This window comes from Gammaproteobacteria bacterium (assembly GCA_009838035.1).
Taxonomy (GTDB): Bacteria; Pseudomonadota; Gammaproteobacteria; order Steroidobacterales; family Foliamicaceae; genus Foliamicus.
Window position 1 is genome coordinate 22,060 of record VXSK01000030.1, and the last position, 22,497, is coordinate 44,556.

A 22,497-nucleotide genomic window follows, 5' to 3' on the forward strand; every position below is an offset into this window, starting at 1 on the left:
TGAACTTGTGGGAACTGCATTCGCGTGGTTATTTCAAGCGCCCCGAACAGTCTCCTTGAGGGGAATGTTTCGGGTGACGTGGTTTAAGTAATCAAGCGCGCATGGTGGATGCCTGGGCGGCAGAAGGCGATGAAGGACGTTGTAGCATGCGATAAGCCTCGGGGAGCCTGCAAACTGGCTTTGATCCGGGGATTTCCGAATGGGGAAACCCGGCCGTTTACGGTCATTGCGCACTGAATACATAGGTGCGTTAAAGCAAACCCGGGGAACTGAAACATCTAAGTACCCGGAGGAACAGAAATCAACCGAGATTCCCCCAGTAGCGGCGAGCGAACGGGGAACAGCCCAGTTCACCGCAATCACATCAAAACCTAGCAAAACAGACTGGAAAGTCTGGCCAAAGAAGGTGATAGCCCTGTATGCGAAAGGATGCGATGTGTGGGTGACGAAGAGTAGGGCGGGGCACGTGCAACCTTGTCTGAACATGGGGGGCCCATCCTCCAAGGCTAAATACTCTCTGCCGACCGATAGCGAACTAGTACCGTGAGGGAAAGGTGAAAAGAACCCCGGTGAGGGGAGTGAAATAGAACCTGAAACCGTGTGCGTACAAGCAGTGGGAGCCTGGTCTTCGGACCGGGTGACCGCGTACCTTTTGTATAATGGGTCAGCGAGTTACGTCTCAGTGGCAAGCTTAACCGTGTAGGGTAGGCGTAGGGAAACCGAGTCTTAAATGGGCGATCGAGTCGCTGGGAGTAGACCCGAAACCAGGCGAGCTATCCATGGCCAGGGTGAAGGCAGGGTAATACCTGCTGGAGGCCCGAACCGGGTAATGTTGAAAAATTATCGGATGAGCTGTGGATAGGAGTGAAAGGCTAATCAAGCCTGGAGATAGCTGGTTCTCCCCGAAAGCTATTTAGGTAGCGCCTCGTGTATCACTACCGGGGGTAGAGCACTGTTTCGGCTAGGGGGTCATACCGATTTACCAAACCGATGCAAACTCCGAATACCGGTAAGTGCAGCACGGGAGACACACGGCGGGTGCTAAGGTTCGTCGTGGAAAGGGAAACAGCCCAGACCGCCAGCTAAGGTCCCCAAATTACGGCTAAGTGGTAAACGAAGTGGGAAGGCCCAGACAGCCAGGAGGTTGGCTTAGAAGCAGCCATCCTTTAAAGAAAGCGTAACAGCTCACTGGTCTAGTCGGCCTGCGCGGAAGATTTAACGGGGCTTAAGCCGTATACCGAAGCTGCGGCTCGATACGTTCTTCGGATCGTATCGGGGGTAGGGGAGCGTTCTGTAAGCCAGTGAAGGTGCGTCGCGAGGCGTGCTGGAGGTATCAGAAGTGCGAATGCTGACATGAGTAACGATTATGCGGGTGAAAAACCCGCACGCCAGAAGCCCAAGGTTTCCTGCGCAACGCTAATCGGCGCAGGGTGAGTCGGCCCCTAAGGCGAGACCGAAAGGTGTAGTCGATGGGAAACAGGTCAACATTCCTGTACCGGCCGTAACTGCGATGGGGTGACGGAGAAGGTTAGGCCTACCGGGCGTTGGTTGTCCCGGGGAAAGTAGGTAGGCGGGCGCTTTTGGAAAATCCGGAGCGCTGTTAACGCCGAGATACGAGACCACCGGCATTGCCGGGAAGTGGCTTACACCATGCTTCCAGGAAAAACCTCTAAGCATCAGGTTACGGGCGACCGTACCGTAAACCGACACAGGTGGGCAGGGAGAGAATCCTAAGGCGTTTGAGAGAACTCGGGTGAAGGAACTAGGCAAATTGGTACCGTAACTTCGGGAGAAGGTACGCCTTTGACGGTGACGGGACTTGCTCCCTGAGCTGTCGGAGGCCGCAGTGACCAGGTGGCTGCGACTGTTTACTAAAAACATAGCACTCTGCTAACTCGCAAGAGGATGTATAGGGTGTGACGCCTGCCCGGTGCCGGAAGGTTAAGTGATCTTGTTAGCCCTTTTGGGCAAAGCTCGTGACCGAAGCCCCGGTAAACGGCGGCCGTAACTATAACGGTCCTAAGGTAGCGAAATTCCTTGTCGGGTAAGTTCCGACCTGCACGAATGGCGTAACGATGGCCACACTGTCTCCACCCGGGACTCAGTGAAATTGAAATCGCGGTGAAGATGCCGTGTACCCGCGGCTAGACGGAAAGACCCCGTGAACCTTTACTACAGCTTCACACTGGACTTTGACTTGGTTTGTGTAGGATAGGTGGGAGACTTTGAAGCGGAAGCGCTAGCTTTCGTGGAGTCGTCCTTGAAATACCACCCTGGCCATGTTGGGGCTCTAACTTGGGCCCATTAGCTGGGTCGAGGACAGTGTGTGGTGGGTAGTTTGACTGGGGCGGTCTCCTCCCAAAGAGTAACGGAGGAGCACGAAGGTACACTCAGCATGGTCGGAAATCATGCAGTGCGTGTAAAGGCAGAAGTGTGCTTGACTGCGAGGCTGACGGGCCGAGCAGGGTCGAAAGACGGTCTTAGTGATCCGGTGGTTCTGTATGGAAGGGCCATCGCTCAACGGATAAAAGGTACTCCGGGGATAACAGGCTGATACCGCCCAAGAGTTCACATCGACGGCGGTGTTTGGCACCTCGATGTCGGCTCATCACATCCTGGGGCTGAAGCGGGTCCCAAGGGTATGGCTGTTCGCCATTTAAAGTGGTACGCGAGCTGGGTTTAGAACGTCGTGAGACAGTTCGGTCCCTATCTGCCGTGGGCGTTGGAAACTTGAGGGGAGCTTCTCCTAGTACGAGAGGACCGGAGTGGACGTACCTCTGGTGTTCCGGTTGTCACGCCAGTGGCATTGCCGGGTAGCTATGTACGGAAGGGATAACCGCTGAAAGCATCTAAGCGGGAAGCCCACCCCAAGATTAGGTTTCCCGGATCTTCGGATCCCTGAAGGGCCCTTGAAGACTACAAGGTTGATAGGCTGGGTGTGGAAGCGCGGCAACGCGTGAAGCTAACCAGTACTAATTGCCCGTGCGGCTTAAACCGCGTCACACCGAAGCATTCCCACTTGAGAGGGCGTCCCGCCCTCCTGGAATCAACATTGCATGGAACAATCCTGGGCGCGTCCCCGATTGAGGGACGCGCCACCTTTTTCGCCTGGTGGCAATAGCGGACGGGTCCCACCCGATTCCATTCCGAACTCGGAAGTGAAAACGTCCAGCGCCGATGGTAGTTCGGGGTCTCCCCGCGCGAGAGTAGGTCACCGCCAGGCATCTGATTCAAGCTGTTTGAAGCGAGGGCCCTGCGCCCTCGCGCAACAGCGCGCATTAAGCGTCACCAAAGATGATCATGCGTTTTCCGATTGTTGCCTCCCTGGCACTCGCGCTTGCACTGCCCGTTCAGGCGCAAACCTTCGGCAAGGCGGAACTGGAGAAACATCTTGCGCTGATCATGGAGTGGTGGCCCGGCGAATACGATAATCACGAACAGATCGTCCGTCAGTCCGGCGGAGGATTTGCGGTTCCCATCTACGAGCCCGTTTTCCGCATTCATTCCCACTACGTTCGCCTGGATCTGCCGGAACTGGGCGAGAACGTTCTCTACGTTGAGGAGTACCTCAACAACGACCCCTCCAACATCTCGCGCATCCGCGTCTATGCGCTTTCCGTCGATGAGGAGGAACAGGCGGTGAGGGTAAAACTCCACGCTTTCAGTGACGGCCATGACCGCATGATCGGCGCCAGGCTCGATCCGGACCGGCTGGCAGCTATCGAAGCGGACGAGTTGCGCCCGTTTTCGGACGCATGCGATGTCTATATGCGATTCGACGGCGGCCAGTTCTCGGGCGGAATGAAACGGGAATCCTGCGGCGACGAGGCCTGGTTCGAGTATCAGGTGGTGCTTGGCCCGAACCACTACTGGACTCGCGACCGGCAGATCAGCCGGGAGACGGGCGAGGTAACCTGGAACGAGACCGGGGGCGACCGGTACGACTGGATTCAGGCTACCAGGGCCCGCTGGTTCATCTGCACGGTCAACTACAACCTCGACGGCGACATGCTGAATACGGAGTTCCTCACCGAAATCGAACTTCACGATCAGGGCGGCTCGGCCGACATCGACTGGCCCGACGGCCGCACGCTGGAGTTCCAACTGCATACCCGTGAATTCGCCTCGCCGTCGGACCGTGTCTTCCCGTTGTTCCGCGTCCACGAAAAAGGAAACCATGTGCCCATCGCCTATGCCTGGGCGGTGGACGACGCCGACCGCTTCGGCATCAACCTGGGCTGGTTCTACGCGTTATGCCGGGCAAAGGAGCAGGGCGCGCCCCGTCCCTGATCACGGCGCTCGCTGGCTGATGCGCCGAATACAGCTATAATTTTTTTCCGACAGGCGCCGCTGGGGTAAGGCGCTTTTTCCATACAAGTCACAGGGGACTTGCCTTTATGAAAAGAAAGACCACGCTGCTCGCGTCCGTGATGGGCGCGGCATTGATTGCCATTTCCTACGACTCCGCACCGGCTTTCGCCCAGGAACTCGCCCTCGAGGAGATCATCGTCACCGCCCGAAAACGGGAAGAAAACCTGCAGGACCTTCCATTGACGGTGACGGCTCTGACCAACGACGACATCTACGAGCGGGGTGTCGATAACATCATTGACCTATCCGACTATACGCCCGGCTTTTACACCGAGAACGTCGGCGGTCGCGATTCCAACCCGTATTTCCGCGGTCTGGTCGTGAACACTGCAGTGAAGGACCGTCAGAATTCTTCTGTCTTTGTGGACGGGTTCTTTGTCCTGGGAACGGCCGCCACCTTCGGCTTCAACAACATTGAACGGGTAGAAGTCCTCAAGGGGCCTCAATCGGCACTGTTTGGCCGCGCGACTTTCGGCGGAGCCGTGAACTACATTACGAAGACGCCGGGAGACGAACTCGAAATAGATGCCGACTTCGATCTGGGCGAGCACAGCCGCTCCGATGTCGCCCTGACCGTTTCCGGTCCGCTGCTGGGCTCGGACACATTGAAGGCCATGGTGAGCGTCCGCTCCTACAGTTTCGGCGGCGAGTGGAAGAATACCGCCATGTTTGAAGATAACGCCACGATCGGCGACGAAAAGTCCAGGGCTATCTCCGGCAAGGTGGTTTGGGAGCCCGCGGAAAATCTCACCGTGACGCTGTTCGCATCCTATGCGGAAGATGATGACGGCGCACCGCCAACAACCAGCCTGCCCGATTCTCTGGACAACTGTCTGTTCTACAACTCCTCCATCCCCCTGGGCTACATATGCGGGGAACTTCCGGACGATCTGGACACGGTCGCACAGAACAACAAGAGGGTCGAAGAGCGTTTCGGCGAGGCGGTCGGACAATTCCAGATTACGCGCCGCTATACGGCCGAAGTGGATTTCGTAACCAGCAATGACTGGGAATTCGAATTGCGGGCCGGCACCAATCAGCAGACGGACACTACCATTCAGGATGCCAGCTATTCCGAGAGCTTCGGCCTTTTCAATGGCCTTGGCGGTTTTAACGGCCTGATCTTCGGTTCGGTCGGCCAGCTCGAAGCAAACAAGGCCTGGTCCGGCTACCAGGACAAGAGCCTGCAGCTGAAGGTCACCGCTCCGGGATCCGACAAGCTGTCGGTCTTTGCGGGCGCCTCGTATTACGAGCATGACATCCTCGCCGCCCAGAACCTGCGGTTGTCACGGTCGCGTCCTTACGGCCAGGCTGGCGGCTCCCGCCATATCGAAAATGTCTCCGTTTTCGGTAGCCTGACCTATAGCCTGACGGACCGGCTCGCTCTGGGTCTGGATGTTCGCTGGCAGAAGGACGATGTGCTCGAGGGCACCGCAACGTTCTTCCCGCAGACGCAGGCCGAGGTTCCGCGTCTGGGTTCAAGCAAGAACTTGGAAGCGTACCGGTTCGACACAGCGAGTTTCAAGCGCACCCTGCCGCGTTTCATCGTGGACTACAAGCCGAGTGAAGACGTCACCCTGTACGGTGTCGTATCGCAGGGCAACAAACCCGGGTACTTCAACAACCGTGCGGTCGCGGAAAGCCTCGGCATAGATCCCGCCGTGAAGGAAGAGACCATCTGGAACTACGAGGTTGGAGCCAAGACACTGTGGATGGACGGCCGCCTGCTGCTCAATGCAGCCGCGTACTACCTGGACTGGAAAAACCAGCAGATCCGCCAGACGTTCCTGAACGTCCAGGGCCAGGCCTCGACCATTGCCACCAACGCGGGCAAGACCGAGGTTTACGGTTTCGAGCTGGAGTCCAGCCTTGCCGTATCGGAGCGATGGGTCCTGTCCGGTTCCGTTGCGTTCGCGGACCCCGAGTACAAGTTCTTTGTGGAGGAAACCTTCGCCCCGCAACTTGGCACGGACTCAGATCTTGCCGGCAACGAGCCCTACCGGTATCCCGACTGGCAGCTCCAAGTTTCCGCGAACTACAACCAATCGGGCGTGCTTAACGACTGGGATTTCTTCGCCCGGACCGATCTGAACATGACCGGGGAGCGCTGGTCGGAAATCTACAACCTCTCGTACCTCGGATGGGAATACAAGTGGAACCTGCGTGGGGGCATTGCGAACGAGAACTGGAGACTGACGGCCTACGTCAACAACATTCTCGATGACCGGACGCTGGCGGGCTCATACCGCTTCCGCGACCTCCGCCGCTTCGCGCGCTTCGATCAGACCACGGGTTCATTCACCTTCCCGTACGCCCAACTGGCCAATCTAAGCCGCGGACGTCACTTCGGCGTGAACGTCAGTTACAGCTTCTAGTGGCTTTATGCCCTGATTCGTGAAAAAGCCCCGGCCGGTTCCGGGGCTTTTTCTTTTGGGCCGCAACAACGATCCATCGAACGCCGTACCCGCCCGTGCCGGGGGACCAGGGGTTTTGGGGCGCGTTTTTCACTTAAACTGACAGCACAGAAAACGATGCCGCCATCGGCGGTTTGGAACGGGGGGTTCCTGGCGAAATTACGTAATGGCGACGCGCAAATCATCTTCTTCGGCCCGACCTGCCGTATCCGAAGTTCCCGGAACGGAATATCCCGGATCCGGCGAACCGATCGCCGTGGTGGGCATGGCCTGCCGTTTTCCGGGCGCGCTGGATATTGGTTCCTTTTGGCAGCTGCTCAAGGATGGCGGCAACTCCATAAGCGAATGGGTCCCTGGTTCGGGGCACGAACGCTTCAGCCAACTCTTTCCCGACGAGGCGGTGCGTAGCGAAGGCTGCCGCTTCGGCGCATTTGTTGACGACATCGACCAGTTCGACGACTCGTTCTTCCGCATATCTCCGGTCGAAGCATCCCTGCTGGATCCGCAGCAGCGGATGATGCTGGAGACGAGCTGGCAGGCGCTCGAGGATGCCGGCATCGACCCCGACCGGCTCAGGGAGAGCCGAACCGGCGTCTATACCGGGATCAGCAACGACGAGTATCGAATGCTGGTCGTGGACTCGAGCAAGCCCGCCGAAGCGGCCTCTTGCCTCTACGCCTTGAGCGGAACCAACCTGAACGGCGCCGCCGGCCGTGTTTCCTTCGTGCTGGGACTGATGGGTCCGGCGAAGGCGGTTGACGCTGCCTGCGCCTCATCGCTGGTGTCGATACATGATGCGGTGGCCGATCTGCAGCAGGGCAGGGCGGACCTGGCCATTGCGGGCGGGGTGCAGGCGATCCTGAACGGCCGGATTTACGAATTGCGCGCCGACGCGATGATGCTGTCCCCCGAGGGGCAGTGCAAGACCTTCGATGCTTCGGCCGACGGCTATGTTCGCGGCGAAGGCTGCGGCGTCGTTATTCTGAAGCGGCTGAGCGAAGCGGAGGCGGACGGCGACCGGATCTGGGGTGTCATCCGCGGCTCTGCTGTGAACCACGGCGGCGCCAGCGTCGGCCTGACGGTCCCCAACACGCCGGCGCTGGAGAGGGTGATCGAAGAGGCCCTGTCGCAGGCAGGCGTCCAGGCTCTGGACGTCGATTACCTGGAAGCGCATGGAACCGGGACCACGGTCGGCGACCCGATCGAAATCGACGCCGTGGCTGCCGTCTACGGCCGGTCGCGCAAGCCCGACAATCCACTGCTGATCGGTTCGGTAAAGACCAACGTGGGCCACCTGGAGTCGGCGGCGGGGGTGGCGGGGCTGATCAAGGCCGTGCTGGTCGTGAATCAGGGCGTGATCCCGAAACACCTGCATTTGCGGGACCCCAATCCACGCGTTGACTGGGAAAGCCTGCCGCTGAAGATCACGACGGAAATGCAGGACTGGCCGGGCAATGGAAGCCGGCCGCGCCTGGCGGGCGTGAACTCCTTCGGGATTTCCGGCACCAATGCTCATCTTGTGGTGGAAGAACACCGGAGCCCGAACGGAAAGGGCACAGGAGGTCGCGACGGCCTCGCCCCCGGATTGACACGCGACATTGCCGATGTAGCCGGCCCCGCAAACGCGGTTGCCGTTTCGATGCCCGCAGGCGTTTCGAACCTGGCGGTCCCGGAAGAGCGGCCCACTTCGCGCCGCTCGCGGCTTCTGCCGCTCTCGGCCAAGTCTTCCGCCGCGCTTGGAGAACTCGCGGCGCGCTACCTGGATTGGATTGCGGAAAGGGAAAACGAGTTTTCTCCCGTCAATGCGGCCCCGGATCCGTTGCTTTCGGACATGGCCTGGACCGCGAGCGTGGGACGAAGCCACTTCGATGTTCGCGAAGGCGTCGTTTTTAAGGGCGCGGAATCCCTGCGGTCGCGACTGGAAGAGGTGGCCCAGGCTGATGAGAGACCGGCTGCGCGCGAATCGGCCGCGGTTGCCTTCGCCTACACGGGCCAGGGGAGCCAGTGGACCGGGATGGGGCTTGCGCTCTACGAGAGCGAGCCGGTTGCGAGGGCGGTATTCGACCGTTGCGAGGCGGTATTCGTCGAGGAGCGGGGCGCTTCCCTTCTGGATCTGATGTTCGGCCGCGATGGCGCGCAGGGGGACCTTGCCGACACGGCATGGGAGCAGCCGGCGCTCTATGCGCTGGAGTGCGCGCTTACGGCTCTCTGGGCAAGTATCGGTGTTCGGCCGGCCGTTGTGCTGGGTCACAGCGTCGGCGAACTGGCGGCCGCGCAGGCGGCGGGCGTGTTCAGCCTGGAGGATGGCATGCGCCTTGCCGAAGCGCGGGGCTCGCTGCTGTCGGCGACCGAACCGGGCGCCATGGCGGCGGTCTTTGCTCCGGCCGAAACGGTTGCCGCCGAGGTGGAATCCGCCAATGCCGCTTCCGGGGGCGTCGGCGTGAACATTTCCGCCTACAACGGCACGCACCAGGTGGTCAGCGGCGCGATAGCGGAAATCGAAGAGATATCCGGGCGTCTGGAGTCCCAGGGCGTGCGCGTGCGGCGCCTGAATACCTCCAGGGCCTTTCACAGCGCCCTGATGGAGTCGGCGCTGGATGACCTGGAAGCGGTGCTGGACCGCCTGTCGGTCGAGGAGCCTGTCGTGAATTTCGTCAGTAACCTGACCGGCCGCGCGCTCGGGGTGGACGAGCGGCTGGACGGCGCCTACTGGAGGCGGCACGCTCGCGAAGCCGTAGCGTTCGTGGATGGCGTTGACACGCTGGACGGCCTGGGAGTGGACCTGGTCATCGAGATCGGGCCGCGGTCGGTTCTGTCGTCAATGACCTTGTCGGCATGGCCGGAGTCGTCCAAGTCGCCCGTGCCGGCTGTCTTGGCAAGCCTGCGGCCGCCCGCGGACGGAGCATCACGAACGTCCGACGGCGGGGAATTCACGGAAGCGGCCGCAGCCGCCTATCAGGCTGGACTGCCGATTCAGTTTTCCGGACTGTTCGCGGGCGAGAACCGGCGCAGGATTTCCCTGCCGGGTTATCCGTTTCAACGACGCCGTCACTGGCTGGAGGCTCCGGCGAGACGACGAGGGAGCGCAGGCCATCCACTGCTCGGCGTGCGCCGCGAATCGGCGGGCGGCGAAATAACATTCGAAACCGAACTGTTCCCCTCCGACCCACCCTGGATGAGCGACCATCGGGTGTTCGGCCGCGTTGTGGCGCCGGGCGCGGTATATGGAGCGATGGTGGCATCGGCAGCGCTTGCGGAGGGCAGCCGGTCGGTGATCGTTGAAGACATGCAACTGCACAATGCGCTCGTGTTCGAGGAGGAGAACGAGGAAGACCCGACCGCAGCCGCGAGGACAGTGCAGCTGGCGATCGATGAATCCGGGTCGGCGGCGTCCCGGGCCGTTCGAATCTTCAGCAAAGGCAACGAAGGTGTCTGGAGCCAGCATATCGAGGGCCGGCTGGCGTCAGCCTCGTCGGCGCCCGGCGAAGGCGAGTCGATCGATCTCGAACAACTCAGGGCCGATCTGAAGGCGGCGGACGTTGACGCGTACTACCGGCACAGGGCAAGCACCGGCGTCAATCTCGGACCGTTCTTCCGCACGCTGAAGCAGGTCTGGTCCGGCCCCGGCGAGGCTCTGGGCGAGGTGTCGCTGCCGGAGGCTTTCGAACGGCACGGCTTGGACGTTCACCCTCTGGTGCTGGACGGTTGCTTCCAGGTGTTCGGCACCGCCCGAAAGTTCGCGGAGTCCGAGGGCGCCTCCGCCTATCTTCCCTTCGGTTGGGAGCAACTGTGGCTGGCGGGGCGGTTGCCGGACCGCGTGTACTGCCACGTGCGCCTGAGCGAGGCGTCGCGCGACGCGGATGCGGACCCCGACGCAATGCCGGAGACCCTGAACGGCGAACTTCGAATCTACGACCCGGACGGGTCTCTGCTGGGGCGACTTAGCGGTTACTCGATCAAGCGGGCGACGCGCGCGGCCCTGCTTTCGGCCATCGAAGGCGTAAACGATCTCCTGTACGAGGTGGAGTGGCGCGAGCAGCCGCTTCCCCCCGGGATCCTTTCCGCCGATTTCTTTCCCCGGCCCGCGGCTGTCGCAGCCGGCACGCAATTGTTCGCCGATTACCTGCGGGAGGCGGGAGTCGATCCCGAGGGCCGGAACGATCTGCTTGAGGACCTCGAACAATGGTCGCGTTCGCGCGCGCTTGCCACGCTCGAGGAATTGGGATGGCAGAGGAAGACGGGCGACGTCGTCGACTCCGATCAATTGCGGCAGGAAATGGATGTCTTGCCCGAGCACTCGCGCCTGTTCCGCCGCATGTTCGAAATGCTCGCCAGGTCCGGGGTACTGGAAGAGACCGATGCGGGTTTCCGCGTGCTCCTGGGACCCGAAGATCCCCTGCCCGCCGAGATGCCCAGGGATCTGGATGAATGGGTCGAGCGGATGAGGGGAACCTATGCCCACGGTCTCACCGAAGTTGGCCTGTTCGAGCGGTCGGGCAAGGCCCTTGGTGACGTGCTTCGCGGCAAGGAGGATGCGCTTACCCTGCTGTTCAGCAGCGGCGAGCCGACGGCGGCCGACCTGTACCTGAAGGCGCCGGTGGCGCGCGCTGCAAACAGCCTGCTGGGCGAGGCGGTGCGTGCCCTGGTGGCCGCACTGCCCGGCGATCGGCGCCTGCGGGTGATCGAAGTCGGGGCGGGCACCGGCTCCGCCACCGCTTCGGTGTTGCCGGAGCTTCCCGAGGGCCGTTTCGATTACGTCTATACCGACATTTCCGCGGGATTCTTTGCCGAAGCGGAAGCGAGGTTCGGCGACGCCGGCGGTTGTATCCGGTATGCGCCGCTGGACATCGAGAAGGACCCGGTCGCGCAAGGTTACGACCCTCACGGTTACGACCTGATTATTGCCTCGAATGTTCTGCATGCAACGAGATATCTGGAAGATACACTGACACATTGCCGGGAACTTCTCGCTCCATCGGGGCAGTTGGTCGCGCTGGAGAACCTCACCGGGCTGGGCTGGATGGACCTGACCTTCGGGCAGCTGGACGGCTGGTGGCGGTTCGCCGACGATTACCGTCCCCACCACGCATTGGCCACTCCGGAGATCTGGAGGCAGGCGCTGGGCGATGCCGGTTTCGAGGCAGTGGAAGTGCTGGGCGTCAACGAGAACGACCCGAACCGGACCCTGGACAAGGGCGTCATCGTGGCCCAGGGACCCGCGAAGGTGAGCGAACCTCGGGGCGTTTGGGTGCTGGCCGCGGACGCAGGGGGAGTCGGGGCGGAACTGGCGAGCGACCTGGCCGCGCGCAATCAAACGGTGATGCTGGCCGGCGCGGATGCGCCGGCGAACGGGATTCAACCGGGGAACGGACCGGGTGTGTTCGAGACTGCCGTGGAACCGGACGACCGGGATTCCTGGCGCTCGCTGATCGAGAATCTTCCCGGCGATGTGCCGCTCGGTGGAATCGTGCATCTCGCCGCACTCGACGGCAATGGTGAGCGGGCCCAGACCGAAGCCATGGCGGATGACGTGCGACGGGCGGGCGCAAGTGCGCTGGCGCTGGTCCAGGGCCTGATCGATTCGGACACGATGCCGGACAGGGGCCTGTGGTTCGTGACCCGCGGCGCGCAGGTCCTGGAGCGCGAGCGGGGCGGGGAACCCGCGGGCTCTGTACTCTGGGGTTTCGGCAAGGGCGTCGCTCGCGAAGCGCCGCACCTCAAGCCCAGGATGCTCGACCTCGATCCGGCCCCGGGCGCCGCGTCCGATCTCGTCAATGAACTCATGTATCCGGACCCGGAGGATCACATTGCGCATCGTCGCGGCCGCCGGCTTACGGCCCGTCTGGTTCGGGAGGGCGCCGGCGCAGAGCGGCTGGAACTGCCCGAGGAGCCGGACTGGGTGCTGGCGCCCGACCCGGACGGCGTTTTCGACAAACCCTTTGTTCAGACCTTGCCGGAGCGGCCCCTGGAGCCGGACGAGGTCCGGGTGCAGGTAGAGGCCGCCGGGCTCAACTTCTGGGACGTATTCCGGTCGCTCGGATTCATCGAGGAGGGCATGCTCGGCCGCGAAATGTGCGGTTACGTGCTGGACGTCGGCTCCGACGTGGCCCGCGTGAAGGCCGGCGACCATGTGGTTGGAATGGGCTTCGGCGCGTTCGGTGGGGAAATGATCACGCACGGGGAACTCGTCGCTCCTGCGCCGGACGGATTTACGGTGAGCGAACTTGCCACGATCCCCAGCGCCTACGTTTCGGCTGCGCTGTCCTTCGAGTTCACGGGACTGGAGGCTGGCGAACGGGTCCTGATTCACGCGGGCGCGGGCGGCGTGGGCCTGGCGGCCATCCAGTGGGTGCAGGCCGCAGGAGCAGAAGTGTTTGCCACCGCCAGTGCGCCCAAGCGGGACTATCTCCGGTCGCTGGGCGTGGAGCACGTCTTTGACAGCCGCACGACGGCGTTCGGCGAAGAAATTCTCAAGGCCACCGGCGGCGAGGGCGTCGATGTGGTGCTGAACAGCCTGACGAGCGAAGGCTACATCGATGCCAGTCTGGCGTGCCTCAAGCAGGGCGGCCGTTTCGTCGAGATGGCCCGGCGCGACATCCTGAGCGAGGAGGAGATGGCGGCCGTGCGGCCCGACGTGCCCTACCACATCCTTGAGCTGGACGTATTGAAGAAGACTGAGCCCGCCAGGGTGGGCAAGGTCCTGCGGGGCGTGATGGCGCGCGTTGCGGCGGGCGAGCTCAAGCCGATCATTCACAGCCGCTGGCCGCTGGCCGAAGCGGGCGCCGCGCTGAGCTTCATGCGCTCGGCCCGGCACCTCGGAAAGATCGTGGCGACAAACCCGCCGGTCAAGGACGGCCGCTTGCGGCCGGATCGTACCTACCTGGTGACGGGCGGACTGGGAGGAATCGGTTGCGCGGTGGCGGACTGGCTCGCCGAAAGGGGCGCGGGGACGATCGTGCTGAACGGACGGCGCGCGCCCGACGAAGCCGCCGAGAAGACCATCGGCGCGCTCAGGGACCGCGGCGTGCGGGTGGAAGTGGAATTGGCGGATGTTACCGATACGGCGGCGATCGATCGGATGCTGGCCCGCATGGATGACGAACTGGCGCCCCTTGCGGGCGTGATCCACAGCGTGGGCGTGCTGTCGGACGGCGCGCTCACCAACCAGAGCTGGGAGCGCTTCGAGCAGGTGCTTTGGCCAAAGGTGCTGGGCGCCTGGCATTTGCATCGAGCGACGGTGGACCGCGATCTGGACATGTTCGTATTGTTCTCGAGCCGCGTGGGCGTGATGGGCAATCCCGGCCAGGCCAACCACGCCGCCGCCAATGCCTTCCTGGATCAGCTTGCGGGCCATCGCCGGGCGCTGGGTCTCGCAGGCCAGGCCATCGCCTGGGGCGCCTGGTCGGAGATCGGCGAGGCGGCGGAGCAGCGCGAGCGCATAGACAGCCAGCGCTCGGCGCTGGGCGGGCGCTGGTTCACTCCGCAACAGGGCATCAGGGCATTCGATCGTCTGGTGCGCCAGGACGCCACCCATTCCGTGGTGATGTCCATGGACTGGTCGGTCTTCGCGGAGGCCGTTGAAGAACCGCCGATCCTGGTGGAGGATCTGTTGTCCGCCGCTACCGAGGCGAAGGACGATCCCGCGGCAGGGCTGGGCGATCTGCTGTCCATGCTGAGGAGCTCACCCGCTGCGGCTCATGAAGACCTGCTGGCTTCTTTTCTGCAAAACGAAGTGCAGGCAGTACTGAGACTGCCGTCGGCGCCAGCGCCCACGGTCGGGTTCTTCGATCTCGGGATGGACTCGCTGATGGCGGTGGAACTCCGCAACCGGGTGAACCGGGCGTTCGCCGGGGAGTACGTGGCGTCCAACACCGCGGTTTTCGACTATCCGGACATCACCCAATTTGCGGCTCATGTAGCCGAACAGCTCGGCGACCTGGGGACCGCACCCGCGCCCGCTCCGGCGGCTGCCTCGGCACCCGCTCCCGCACCCGCGCCTCAAGCCGAGCCGCAGCCGGAACCTCGCCGGCGAGCGGAGCCGGATCCGCAACCCGCAGCCACGGCGCCGCGCGAAGAAGAAGGCATTGCCATTGTGGGCATGGCCTGCCGTTTTCCGGGGGCGCCGGACCTTGCGGCATTCTGGCGCCAGCTCGAAGGCGGCGGCACCGGAATTACCGACGGCCGAGCGGGTTCAGGTCCCTGGTCCGATAGCGCGCGAGATTTGCCGCGCGAGTTCGCTGCCTACCGCAAGGGCGGGTTCGTGGACGAGATCGACAAGTTCGACGCGAGGTTCTTCCGGATTGCGCCGATCGAGGCGCGCATGCTGGACCCGCGCCAGCGAATGCTGCTGGAGACGAGTTGGCAGGCCCTGGAAGATGCCGGAATGGACTCGGACCGCTTGCGGGGAAGCCGCACCGGGATCTACGTCGGACTGGCTTCGAGCGAGTACCGGGATCTGATGAAGTCCGGCGAAAGAGGCGTGAGCTACCTGGGCACCGCCACCAGCATGACGGTGGGCCGGGTTGCCTATCATCTGGGTCTGGAAGGCCCGGCGGTTCCGGTGGAACTGAACTGCGCGTCGTCGCTGATTGCCGCGCACCAGGCGGTTATGGCCCTGCGCTATGGCGAAGTGGACCAGGCCCTCGTGGGTGGCGTGAACACGCTGCTTTCGCCCGCCGTGACCCGGGAGATGGCGGAGCTGGGCATGTTGTCGCGCCACGGTCAATGCAAGGCCTTCGATGCTTCCGCGGACGGTTTTGTAAGAAGCGAAGGCTGCGGCATGCTGGTTCTGAAACGGCTCGATGAAGCCGAGGCCGACGGCGACCGCATCTGGGGCGTGATCCGCGGCTCGGCGGTCAACCAAAACGGGGCCAGCGCAGGTCCCACAACGCCCAATGGCCAGGCCCAGCAACGGGTCATCGAGACGGCGCTTTCCAGGGCGAACATGGCGCCGTCGGCGGTGGACTACCTGGAGGCGCATGGAGCCGGCTCGGCCCTGGGAGACCCGATCGAAGTGCAGGCCGCGGCGGCGGTCTATGGAAGGGGACGCGAGTCCGACAGGCCGCTGCTGATCGGCTCGGTGAAAGCGAACATCGGCCATCTCGAAGCGGCTGCCGGCGTGGCCGGCCTGATCAAGGCCGTGCTGGCGATGCAGCGCGGGATGATTCCCCGCCAGTTGCACTTCAACACCCCGAATCCGAACCTCGAATGGGACGAGCTTCCGGTACGTGTCGTTTCAGGCGCGACGCCCTGGCCCGGCCATTCCGAACGGCCGCCCAGGTCGGGCGTGAGCGCATTCGGTATATCGGGAACGAACGCACATGTCGTGCTGGAGGGGCACGCCGCCAACGGGACGGGTCCCGGCGGCGCGATCGATCCCGCGGGCGCCCCGATACGCGTGTCCGTTTCCGAGTCGGAGCGTTCGGGGGACCTCGAGCAGTCGCGCGGCGAAGGTCCCGACGACCGGATCGCCAGGATGCTTCCGCTTTCGGGCAAGTCGGAGGACGCCCTTCGGCAGTTGTCGGAGCGGTATCTCGAATGGCTCGACCGGCGTTCGCAAGAGATCTCTTCCGACGTGGACATGGATGCCCTTCTGGCCGACATGGCATGGACGGCGGCCGTGGGACGGACTCATTTCGATTGCCGGGCCGGCCTGGTATTCGAGGATGCCGAATCGTTGCGGCAGGAACTCAAGTCGCTCGCAAACGGCGGCGACCGGGGAGGACAACAAGCCGTTGGGGCGTCGCCGGCAACCGGAGTCGAGGCGGAAAACGCTCCCGACTCCGGGAATGGCCGCTCGATTGTCGAGACGGCTGCGAAGGCGTACGAGGACGGGCTGGCCGTTTCCTTCGAGAGCCTCTTTGCCGGAGAAGAGCGCCGCCGCATTTCGCTGCCGGGTTATCCTTTCCAGCGCCGAAGCTACTGGATCAATTCCTAGTACCGCGCGGGTTGTGAGAATTCGAGTATGATTGCGCCCGCATCCGAAACAACTTTTGATTAGGGGGACCTATCACCATGGCTTCAACTGCGGAAAGAATCAAGGCGCTGGTAGACGACAACATCGAGGTGGACGGCCAGGCGCTGGATATTCCGGACGACATGAACTTCAGCCTCGCGGCTGCCGGCGTTTCGTCCATGGACCTGGTTGCTCTGGGCAAGCTGATTGCCAGCGAGTTCGGCATCACCTTTACGCTGGACGATTGCGCCGCACTCGACAACCTCACCAAGGTTGTTGCATTCGTAGACAGCAAGGCTGCGTAGCTGCCTGGAGAAAGACCGGCAGGACCAGACGTATTTCTTCCGTTCTGCCGGCAATTTAGCGCGGAGCCGGCGCGGCCTTGCCTGAGCAAGCCGACGGACTGACGCGCCTGTACAAGTCGCGCTGGGCGCTGCCCAGGCCGCATTCCACCCACAATGTGCAAGTGGACGATGACACGGTCATCGTCCTCAGGCGCCATGGCAATCCGGATGGCGCCCGGCTCATACTGACTCACGGCAACGGCCTTGCGATCGACTTGTACTATCCCTTCTGGTCGCTGCTTACCGATGAGTTCGATATCGTCGTCCATGACCTGAGGAACCACGGCTGGAATGAGGTCAGCGCGCCGGACAGGCACAACATGCCCACGCTGGCCGACGATCAGGACCGCATTCTGGAAGCGGTCAACTCGACCTACGGAGAGAAACCCGCGGTTGGGATATTCCATTCCCTGGCGGCGCTGGCCGCGCTGCTGTCGCCCGCAAAGGGCCGGGACTACGCGGGCCTGGTGCTGTTCGATCCGCCGCTTTGCAAGGCCGGCCGCAGCTACTTCGACTTCGATGCCGCGGCGACGCAGAACGCCGCCCAGGTCCGCCGGCGCACCGAGCACTTCGCCACGCTGCGGGAGTTTGACGAGTTGCTTGCGATCGTTCCCCTGTACCGGCAGGCGCTGCCCGGCGTCCACAGGCTGCTGGCCGACACGACGCTGCGTCGGCGCTCCGGCGGCGACGGCTACGAATTGCGCTGCCCGCGCGACTATGAAGCGCAGATCGTCGAATATGCCTCGGTCTTTGCGGTGACCATCAATTTCGACTCATTCCATTGTCCGATCAAGGTGATCGGCGCGGACCCCACACTGCCCTACTCGTACCTGCCGAGCATGGACCTGAGCCACATCCTGAGCGTGGACTACGACTTTATTCCGGACGCCACCCATTTCCTGCAGGTCGAAAAGCCGGACGAGTGCGTGGCCTCGATGCGCGGCTTCCTCAACGAGATTTCATTCGACTGAAACTTCGTGCGCGACGGCCGCGGCGAATTCGGGGTTACCGATATTCTCCAGCCGCCAGCGCACCTCGGGCAGGTGCGGAAAGCGAAACTCGCACAGCCGCTTTCCATTGCACATGGCCGCAGGGATCTCGAATTCGGAAATGTGAAGCTGGAAGCCGGTGCCCAGCGCCTTGACCAGCGCTTCCTTCATCGTCCACAGGCGAAAGAAAAGCTGCCGCCTGCGGTTCGCGCCGGCGCCGGCCAGCCGCGACTGTTCCGCCGGAGTGAGCGTCTCGCCGATAAGCACGTCCAGGTTGCGGCGAGCGCTTCGCGGTTCCACGTCCACGCCCAGCCTGCCGCGCCCGGCCAGCGCAATCAGCCCATGGCGTCCGCTGTGACTGACGCTGAAACTGACGGAAGCCGGCTGCCCGCGCACGATCGCCGCCGGCTTCCCATGCTCCCCTTCCTCGAAAGTCAATTCCTCGTTCGGGCAAGCCAGCCGTTGGCAGAGGATCGCCCGAAGCGCGCCCCTGCATAGGGCAAACTCGCGCTGCGGCGCATCAGCGCGGAAGCGGCTCCAGCGGGCCTGCTCCTCTTCATCCAGCAACCGGAACGCCTGCCGCTCCCGCTCGGACCGAGGTGAAAGATCAACGTGTACGACATCCGCGTCCCCGGCCGCGCGAAAGGGACGCCACCAGCGATTACTCAATATAATTGGCCGCGCCAATTCTAGTGTCGTGTCCCGCGTAAAGGACTGAATTCTACTGGAGCTCGCATGAACGAGATCGCGAACGCCAAGGCCCTGGTATTGGGCTATTTCGACGAATTCGAGAAAGCCGGTGTGGACGGCATCGAGTCCGTCATAGCTCGCCGCAGCGCCGGGAACCTGCGCTTTCGGGGCGTGCATCCCTTCAACGAGATTCAGGGTGCGGGCGACATCGCCGAGAAGGTCTGGCGTCCCTTGCGGGAGGCGTTTCCCCGCATGCAGCGGCGCCAGGAGATTTTCATGGCGGGTCCCAACTGGATCGACGGGACCCTGTGGGTGTCCAGCATGGGGAAGTTTTTCGGCTTGTTCGACAATAACTGGCTGGGCATTCCTTCCACCGGCAAGATCGCCATGCTTCCGTATTGCGAGTTCTTTCGAATCGACGACGGCAGGATCGCGGAAACCGCGCTTTTCTGCGACATCGTCAGCGTGATGCAGCAAGCGGGCCTGAACCCGCTGCCGATACAGACCGGCTCCGGCATTCTCCATCCGCCGCCGCGCACGCAGGACGGCCTGCTGTTCGAACCCCAGGCAGAAGAGGAATCGAAAAAGACCCTGGAGCTGATCCTGCGCATGTGCGACGACCTGGTCGTCAAGGACGGATGGCAGTCGCCGAATTCATCGCTGGCTTCCACCTGGCACGACGACATGATCTGGTTCGGACCGGCCGGCATCGGTTCGACCTATACGATCGAGCGCTACCAGGTGCAGCACCAGGGTCCGTTCCGGGCCGGCCTGGACGACATCGTGTTCAACGGCCACGTCCTGGAGCACGCCGAGGGCTGCTACGGCGGCTGGTTCGGATGGGCCAACCTGAGCCTAAAGCAGGGCGACGGATTTATGGGCTTGCCGGCGTCCGAGCGGCCGACCGAGATGCGCGTGGTCGATATGTACCGGCGCGAGGGAGACAAGCTCGCGGAGAACTGGGTATTCATCGACATGCTCCACTACCTACTGCCGCTGGGCGTGGACCTGCTCGAGCGTTGCCGCTCCATCACCCGCACCTGAATGCGCATCGCCACCGAAACCACGCTGCGCAACAAGCAGCGTTACGCAGAGCTTGTCGCCGACTACGCGGATTGCGACTCCGCCCGCATTCGTTCAGCCCTGAAGGAGTTCCTGCATCCCGATGTGGCGGTGAATGTCGTGCAGCCGATCAACAGGGTGGCGGGCGCTCAACAGTTCCTTGAACGGGTGATGGAACCGCTTCTGCATTCCTTCCGGCACCTGCACCGGCGCAGCGACATGCTGTTCGGCGGCGAACACGAGGGCGCCGAGTGGGTGGTCAGCCACGGCCACTACATAGGCGAATTCGTCGACGACTGGCTGGGCATTCCCGCGAATGGCCAGCCCGTCTGGCTGCATTACGCGGAATTCCACCGGATGGAGGCGGGCCGTTCGGTCGAGTGCTACCTCTATATCGACATGCTGGATTTCCTGCGGCAGCTGGGAAGATGGCCTCTTCCTGCCAGTGTCGGACATGAAGGGTTCGTTCCGGGGCCTGCGACGGGCGATGGAATGCTGCTGTCGGCACAGGATCCGGAACGGTCACGCCTGAGCCTCAAGACGGTCGAGGACATGCTCGCCGAACTCTGGACCGAAGAAGAGGGCTGGCGACCCTACTGGCACCGCAACATGTGCTGGTACGGCCCTTCCGGCTACGGCAGTTACTTCGGCCTGGAGGGCTTCTGCCGGTTTCAGCAACCCTACGAAGGGATCTTCGAGCCCGGCCGGTTCTCCAGCGCCTTCCGCAAGTCCGGCGATGCGCGACTCGACGGACAAGTCAAAGGGCATTACGCCCGTTTCGCCGACGGCGCGTACGTGGCTTGCGGAGGCTGGCCATCGCACGGGGGCTTCATGGTCCGCCCCTGGCTGGGCGTCGAGGGCAAGGGACAGATGTTCACCGTTCGCCTCTGCGACTTATGGCGCAGAAGCGGTAACGTGCTGGTCGAAAACTGGGTGCTCATCGACCTGATCGACATGCTCCTGCAACTCGACTTCGACGTATTCCGCGAGGCCGGCATCGAACTTCAGATCAGATCGTAGAAGACCGCCAGCGCCACGACGCACAACACGAAATAGACCAGCAGGTACCAGCTCGAACGGTCGATCTTTCCGGGAATCACGTACCAGCCGTCGCGCTTCTCCGGCAGCCCCTTGCGCGCGAACTCCTCCTTCTGCCCCTGCACGGTCCATAGCGAGTAATGCTTCTGGCGCCCGTCGAGCACGAAGCTGGCCGCCAACGACACGCCGATGCTCACGACGCCTCCGAGCACCGCATACCACGGCCAAGCCACGTCCATGTAGGTCTCGACGTACCAAAGGGCGACAAAGCCCGCAGCGACGCCCGCAAGCACGCCTCTTTGGGTCGTGTGTTTGGAGTAGAATCCCAGGCCGAACATCGCGAGCTTGGAACCAACCAGGAAAACGCCCACCTTGCTGAGTATCTCCAGCACCGAGGTGTCCGCCCTCTGCGCAACGATGATGGCGGGCACGACCGTCAGGACCCCCCACATCAGCGTGAACCAGCGCGACGCCCGCAGGTAGTGCTGCGGCGAGCGGCCTTTCCTGAAGAACTTCTCGTAGAAATCCAGCGTCGTGACCGTCGCCATCGAGTTCAGGCTGGAATCCAGGCTGGACATGGCCGCGGCGACGATGGCCGCCGTGATCACGCCCATGAGCCCAGGGAGTCCGATCGTGGCCACGAAGTCCAGCACGATCCGGTTGTCGTTGTCGAAGTCCTTTCCGCCGTAGTAGCTGTAGAGCAGGATGCCGATCAGGAAGAACACAACATAGACCAGAAAAGCCGCGTATCCCATGAAGGCATAGGCCTTCTTCGCGTCGCCCAGGGTCTTGGCCGCGAGCGTGCGCTGAATCATCATCTGGTTCACGCCGTACACGACGACGTGATAGACCGACATCGCGATCACGCCGGTCCAGATCGTGGCGACCACGGACGGATCGAAGGTGTACTCGAACGGATTGGCCCGGCCGATCTCCTTCAGCCCCTGCAGCGAACCCAGGAACCCGTCCGGCAGGTCGGCGATCAGCATGACGGCGACGATCGCCGCGCCGATGAACAGGATGGCGCTCTGGATCAGGTCGGTCCAGATTACCGCGGAGATCCCGCCCAGCATCGTGTACGTGACGGCGACCACGGCGATGATGAGGATGGCGTTGACGACGTCCATCCCGGTGATGAGTTGCAGCACCAGCGCGGTCGTGTAGAGCATGATTCCCGAGTAGGCGATATTTCCGAACAGGAACACGGCCGACATCAGCGTGCGCGACGCCAGCCCGAACCGGCGCTCCAGGTAGTCGAAGATCGACGCGACGCCGGTGTTGTAGAAGAACGGCAGGAACAGCGCGTTGACGATGAAGATGACGATCGGGTAGTTGATGTGGATGAAGATGACCGCGAAGCCGTCCTTGTACGACCACGCCGGTCCGCCCAGGAACGTGATCGCGCCGAAATAGGTCGCCACCACCGACACACCGATGACCCACCAGGGCGTCGTGCGCTGCCCCAGGTAGTAGTGCTGTGCGGTTCGGACGCGCTTGCTCAGGAAGTAGCCGAGCACCAGCGTGCCCGCCAGGTAAGCGACGACGATCGTCCAGTTCAGCGTGCCGAAGTCGGTCATGCCCTATGCGCCATAAAAAAGACCGGGCTCCGCCATCGCAGAACCCGGCCTTTCCGC

9 protein-coding genes and 2 rRNA genes are annotated in these 22,497 nt (G+C 62.7%); 9 read left to right on the plus strand and 2 right to left on the minus strand.

The genetic code is table 11. The annotated features are described in order from the left end of the window. The first annotated feature begins 83 nt into the window (after positions 1 to 83). The 7 genes from F4Y72_12705 to F4Y72_12735 all read left to right on the plus strand — a co-directional run bounded on the left by F4Y72_12705 (position 84) and on the right by F4Y72_12735 (position 18,055). Positions 84 to 2,993, plus strand: a 23S ribosomal RNA gene (locus tag F4Y72_12705). A gap of 114 nt (positions 2,994 to 3,107) precedes the next feature. Next, positions 3,108 to 3,223: ribosomal RNA gene (gene rrf / locus F4Y72_12710) — 5S ribosomal RNA — on the plus strand. A 71-nt stretch (positions 3,224 to 3,294) separates the two neighbouring features. Then, entirely contained in the window at positions 3,295 to 4,290 is a 996-nt protein-coding gene (locus F4Y72_12715; protein MXZ29144.1) for a hypothetical protein, read from the plus strand. Between the two features lie 107 nt (positions 4,291 to 4,397). Next, the gene (locus F4Y72_12720) at positions 4,398 to 6,746 is read left to right on the plus strand and encodes a TonB-dependent receptor (GenBank protein MXZ29145.1); all 2,349 of its coding nucleotides are present in this window, start codon (positions 4,398 to 4,400) and stop codon (positions 6,744 to 6,746) included. Positions 6,747 to 6,951: 205 nt separating this feature from the next. After that, positions 6,952 to 16,722 (plus strand): SDR family NAD(P)-dependent oxidoreductase, encoded by a 9,771-nt coding sequence (locus F4Y72_12725; GenBank protein MXZ29146.1) that lies wholly within the window; start codon positions 6,952 to 6,954, stop codon positions 16,720 to 16,722. A 77-nt stretch (positions 16,723 to 16,799) separates the two neighbouring features. Then, entirely contained in the window at positions 16,800 to 17,045 is a 246-nt protein-coding gene (locus F4Y72_12730; protein MXZ29147.1) for an acyl carrier protein, read from the plus strand. Positions 17,046 to 17,122: 77 nt separating this feature from the next. Next, complete coding sequence (locus tag F4Y72_12735; protein MXZ29148.1) at positions 17,123 to 18,055, plus strand: alpha/beta hydrolase; 933 nt, start codon at positions 17,123 to 17,125, stop codon at positions 18,053 to 18,055. Here F4Y72_12735 and F4Y72_12740 read toward each other — a convergent pair. Then, complete coding sequence (locus tag F4Y72_12740) at positions 18,044 to 18,940, minus strand: 4'-phosphopantetheinyl transferase superfamily protein (GenBank protein ID MXZ29149.1); 897 nt, start codon at positions 18,938 to 18,940, stop codon at positions 18,044 to 18,046. The two genes, F4Y72_12735 and F4Y72_12740, sit on opposite strands and share 12 nt — an antisense overlap. Between F4Y72_12740 and F4Y72_12745 the strand changes: the two genes are divergently transcribed. Next, positions 18,809 to 19,807, plus strand: coding sequence for an ester cyclase (locus F4Y72_12745; protein MXZ29150.1), 999 nt, complete (start codon positions 18,809 to 18,811; stop codon positions 19,805 to 19,807). The two genes, F4Y72_12740 and F4Y72_12745, sit on opposite strands and share 132 nt — an antisense overlap. Next, the gene (locus F4Y72_12750) at positions 19,808 to 20,845 is read left to right on the plus strand and encodes an ester cyclase (protein MXZ29151.1); all 1,038 of its coding nucleotides are present in this window, start codon (positions 19,808 to 19,810) and stop codon (positions 20,843 to 20,845) included. Here F4Y72_12750 and F4Y72_12755 read toward each other — a convergent pair. Continuing rightward, a complete protein-coding gene (locus tag F4Y72_12755) occupies positions 20,830 to 22,440 on the minus strand; it encodes a sodium/solute symporter (GenBank protein MXZ29152.1) in 1,611 nt (536 codons plus the stop codon). The two genes, F4Y72_12750 and F4Y72_12755, sit on opposite strands and share 16 nt — an antisense overlap. Positions 22,441 to 22,497: the final 57 nt, after the last annotated feature.

Coding starts and splice junctions, on each gene's coding strand:
- F4Y72_12730 (MXZ29147.1), top strand. CDS start 16,800: ATGGCTTCAACTGCGGAAAGAATCAAGGCGCTGGTAGACGACAACATC.
- F4Y72_12755 (MXZ29152.1), bottom strand. CDS start 22,440: ATGACCGACTTCGGCACGCTGAACTGGACGATCGTCGTCGCTTACCTG.
- F4Y72_12725 (MXZ29146.1), top strand. CDS start 6,952: ATGGCGACGCGCAAATCATCTTCTTCGGCCCGACCTGCCGTATCCGAA.
- F4Y72_12750 (MXZ29151.1), top strand. CDS start 19,808: ATGCGCATCGCCACCGAAACCACGCTGCGCAACAAGCAGCGTTACGCA.
- F4Y72_12740 (MXZ29149.1), bottom strand. CDS start 18,940: ATGCACGCCCCGAAAGCGCAGGTTCCCGGCGCTGCGGCGAGCTATGAC.
- F4Y72_12715 (MXZ29144.1), top strand. CDS start 3,295: ATGATCATGCGTTTTCCGATTGTTGCCTCCCTGGCACTCGCGCTTGCA.
- F4Y72_12745 (MXZ29150.1), top strand. CDS start 18,809: ATGAACGAGATCGCGAACGCCAAGGCCCTGGTATTGGGCTATTTCGAC.
- F4Y72_12720 (MXZ29145.1), top strand. CDS start 4,398: ATGAAAAGAAAGACCACGCTGCTCGCGTCCGTGATGGGCGCGGCATTG.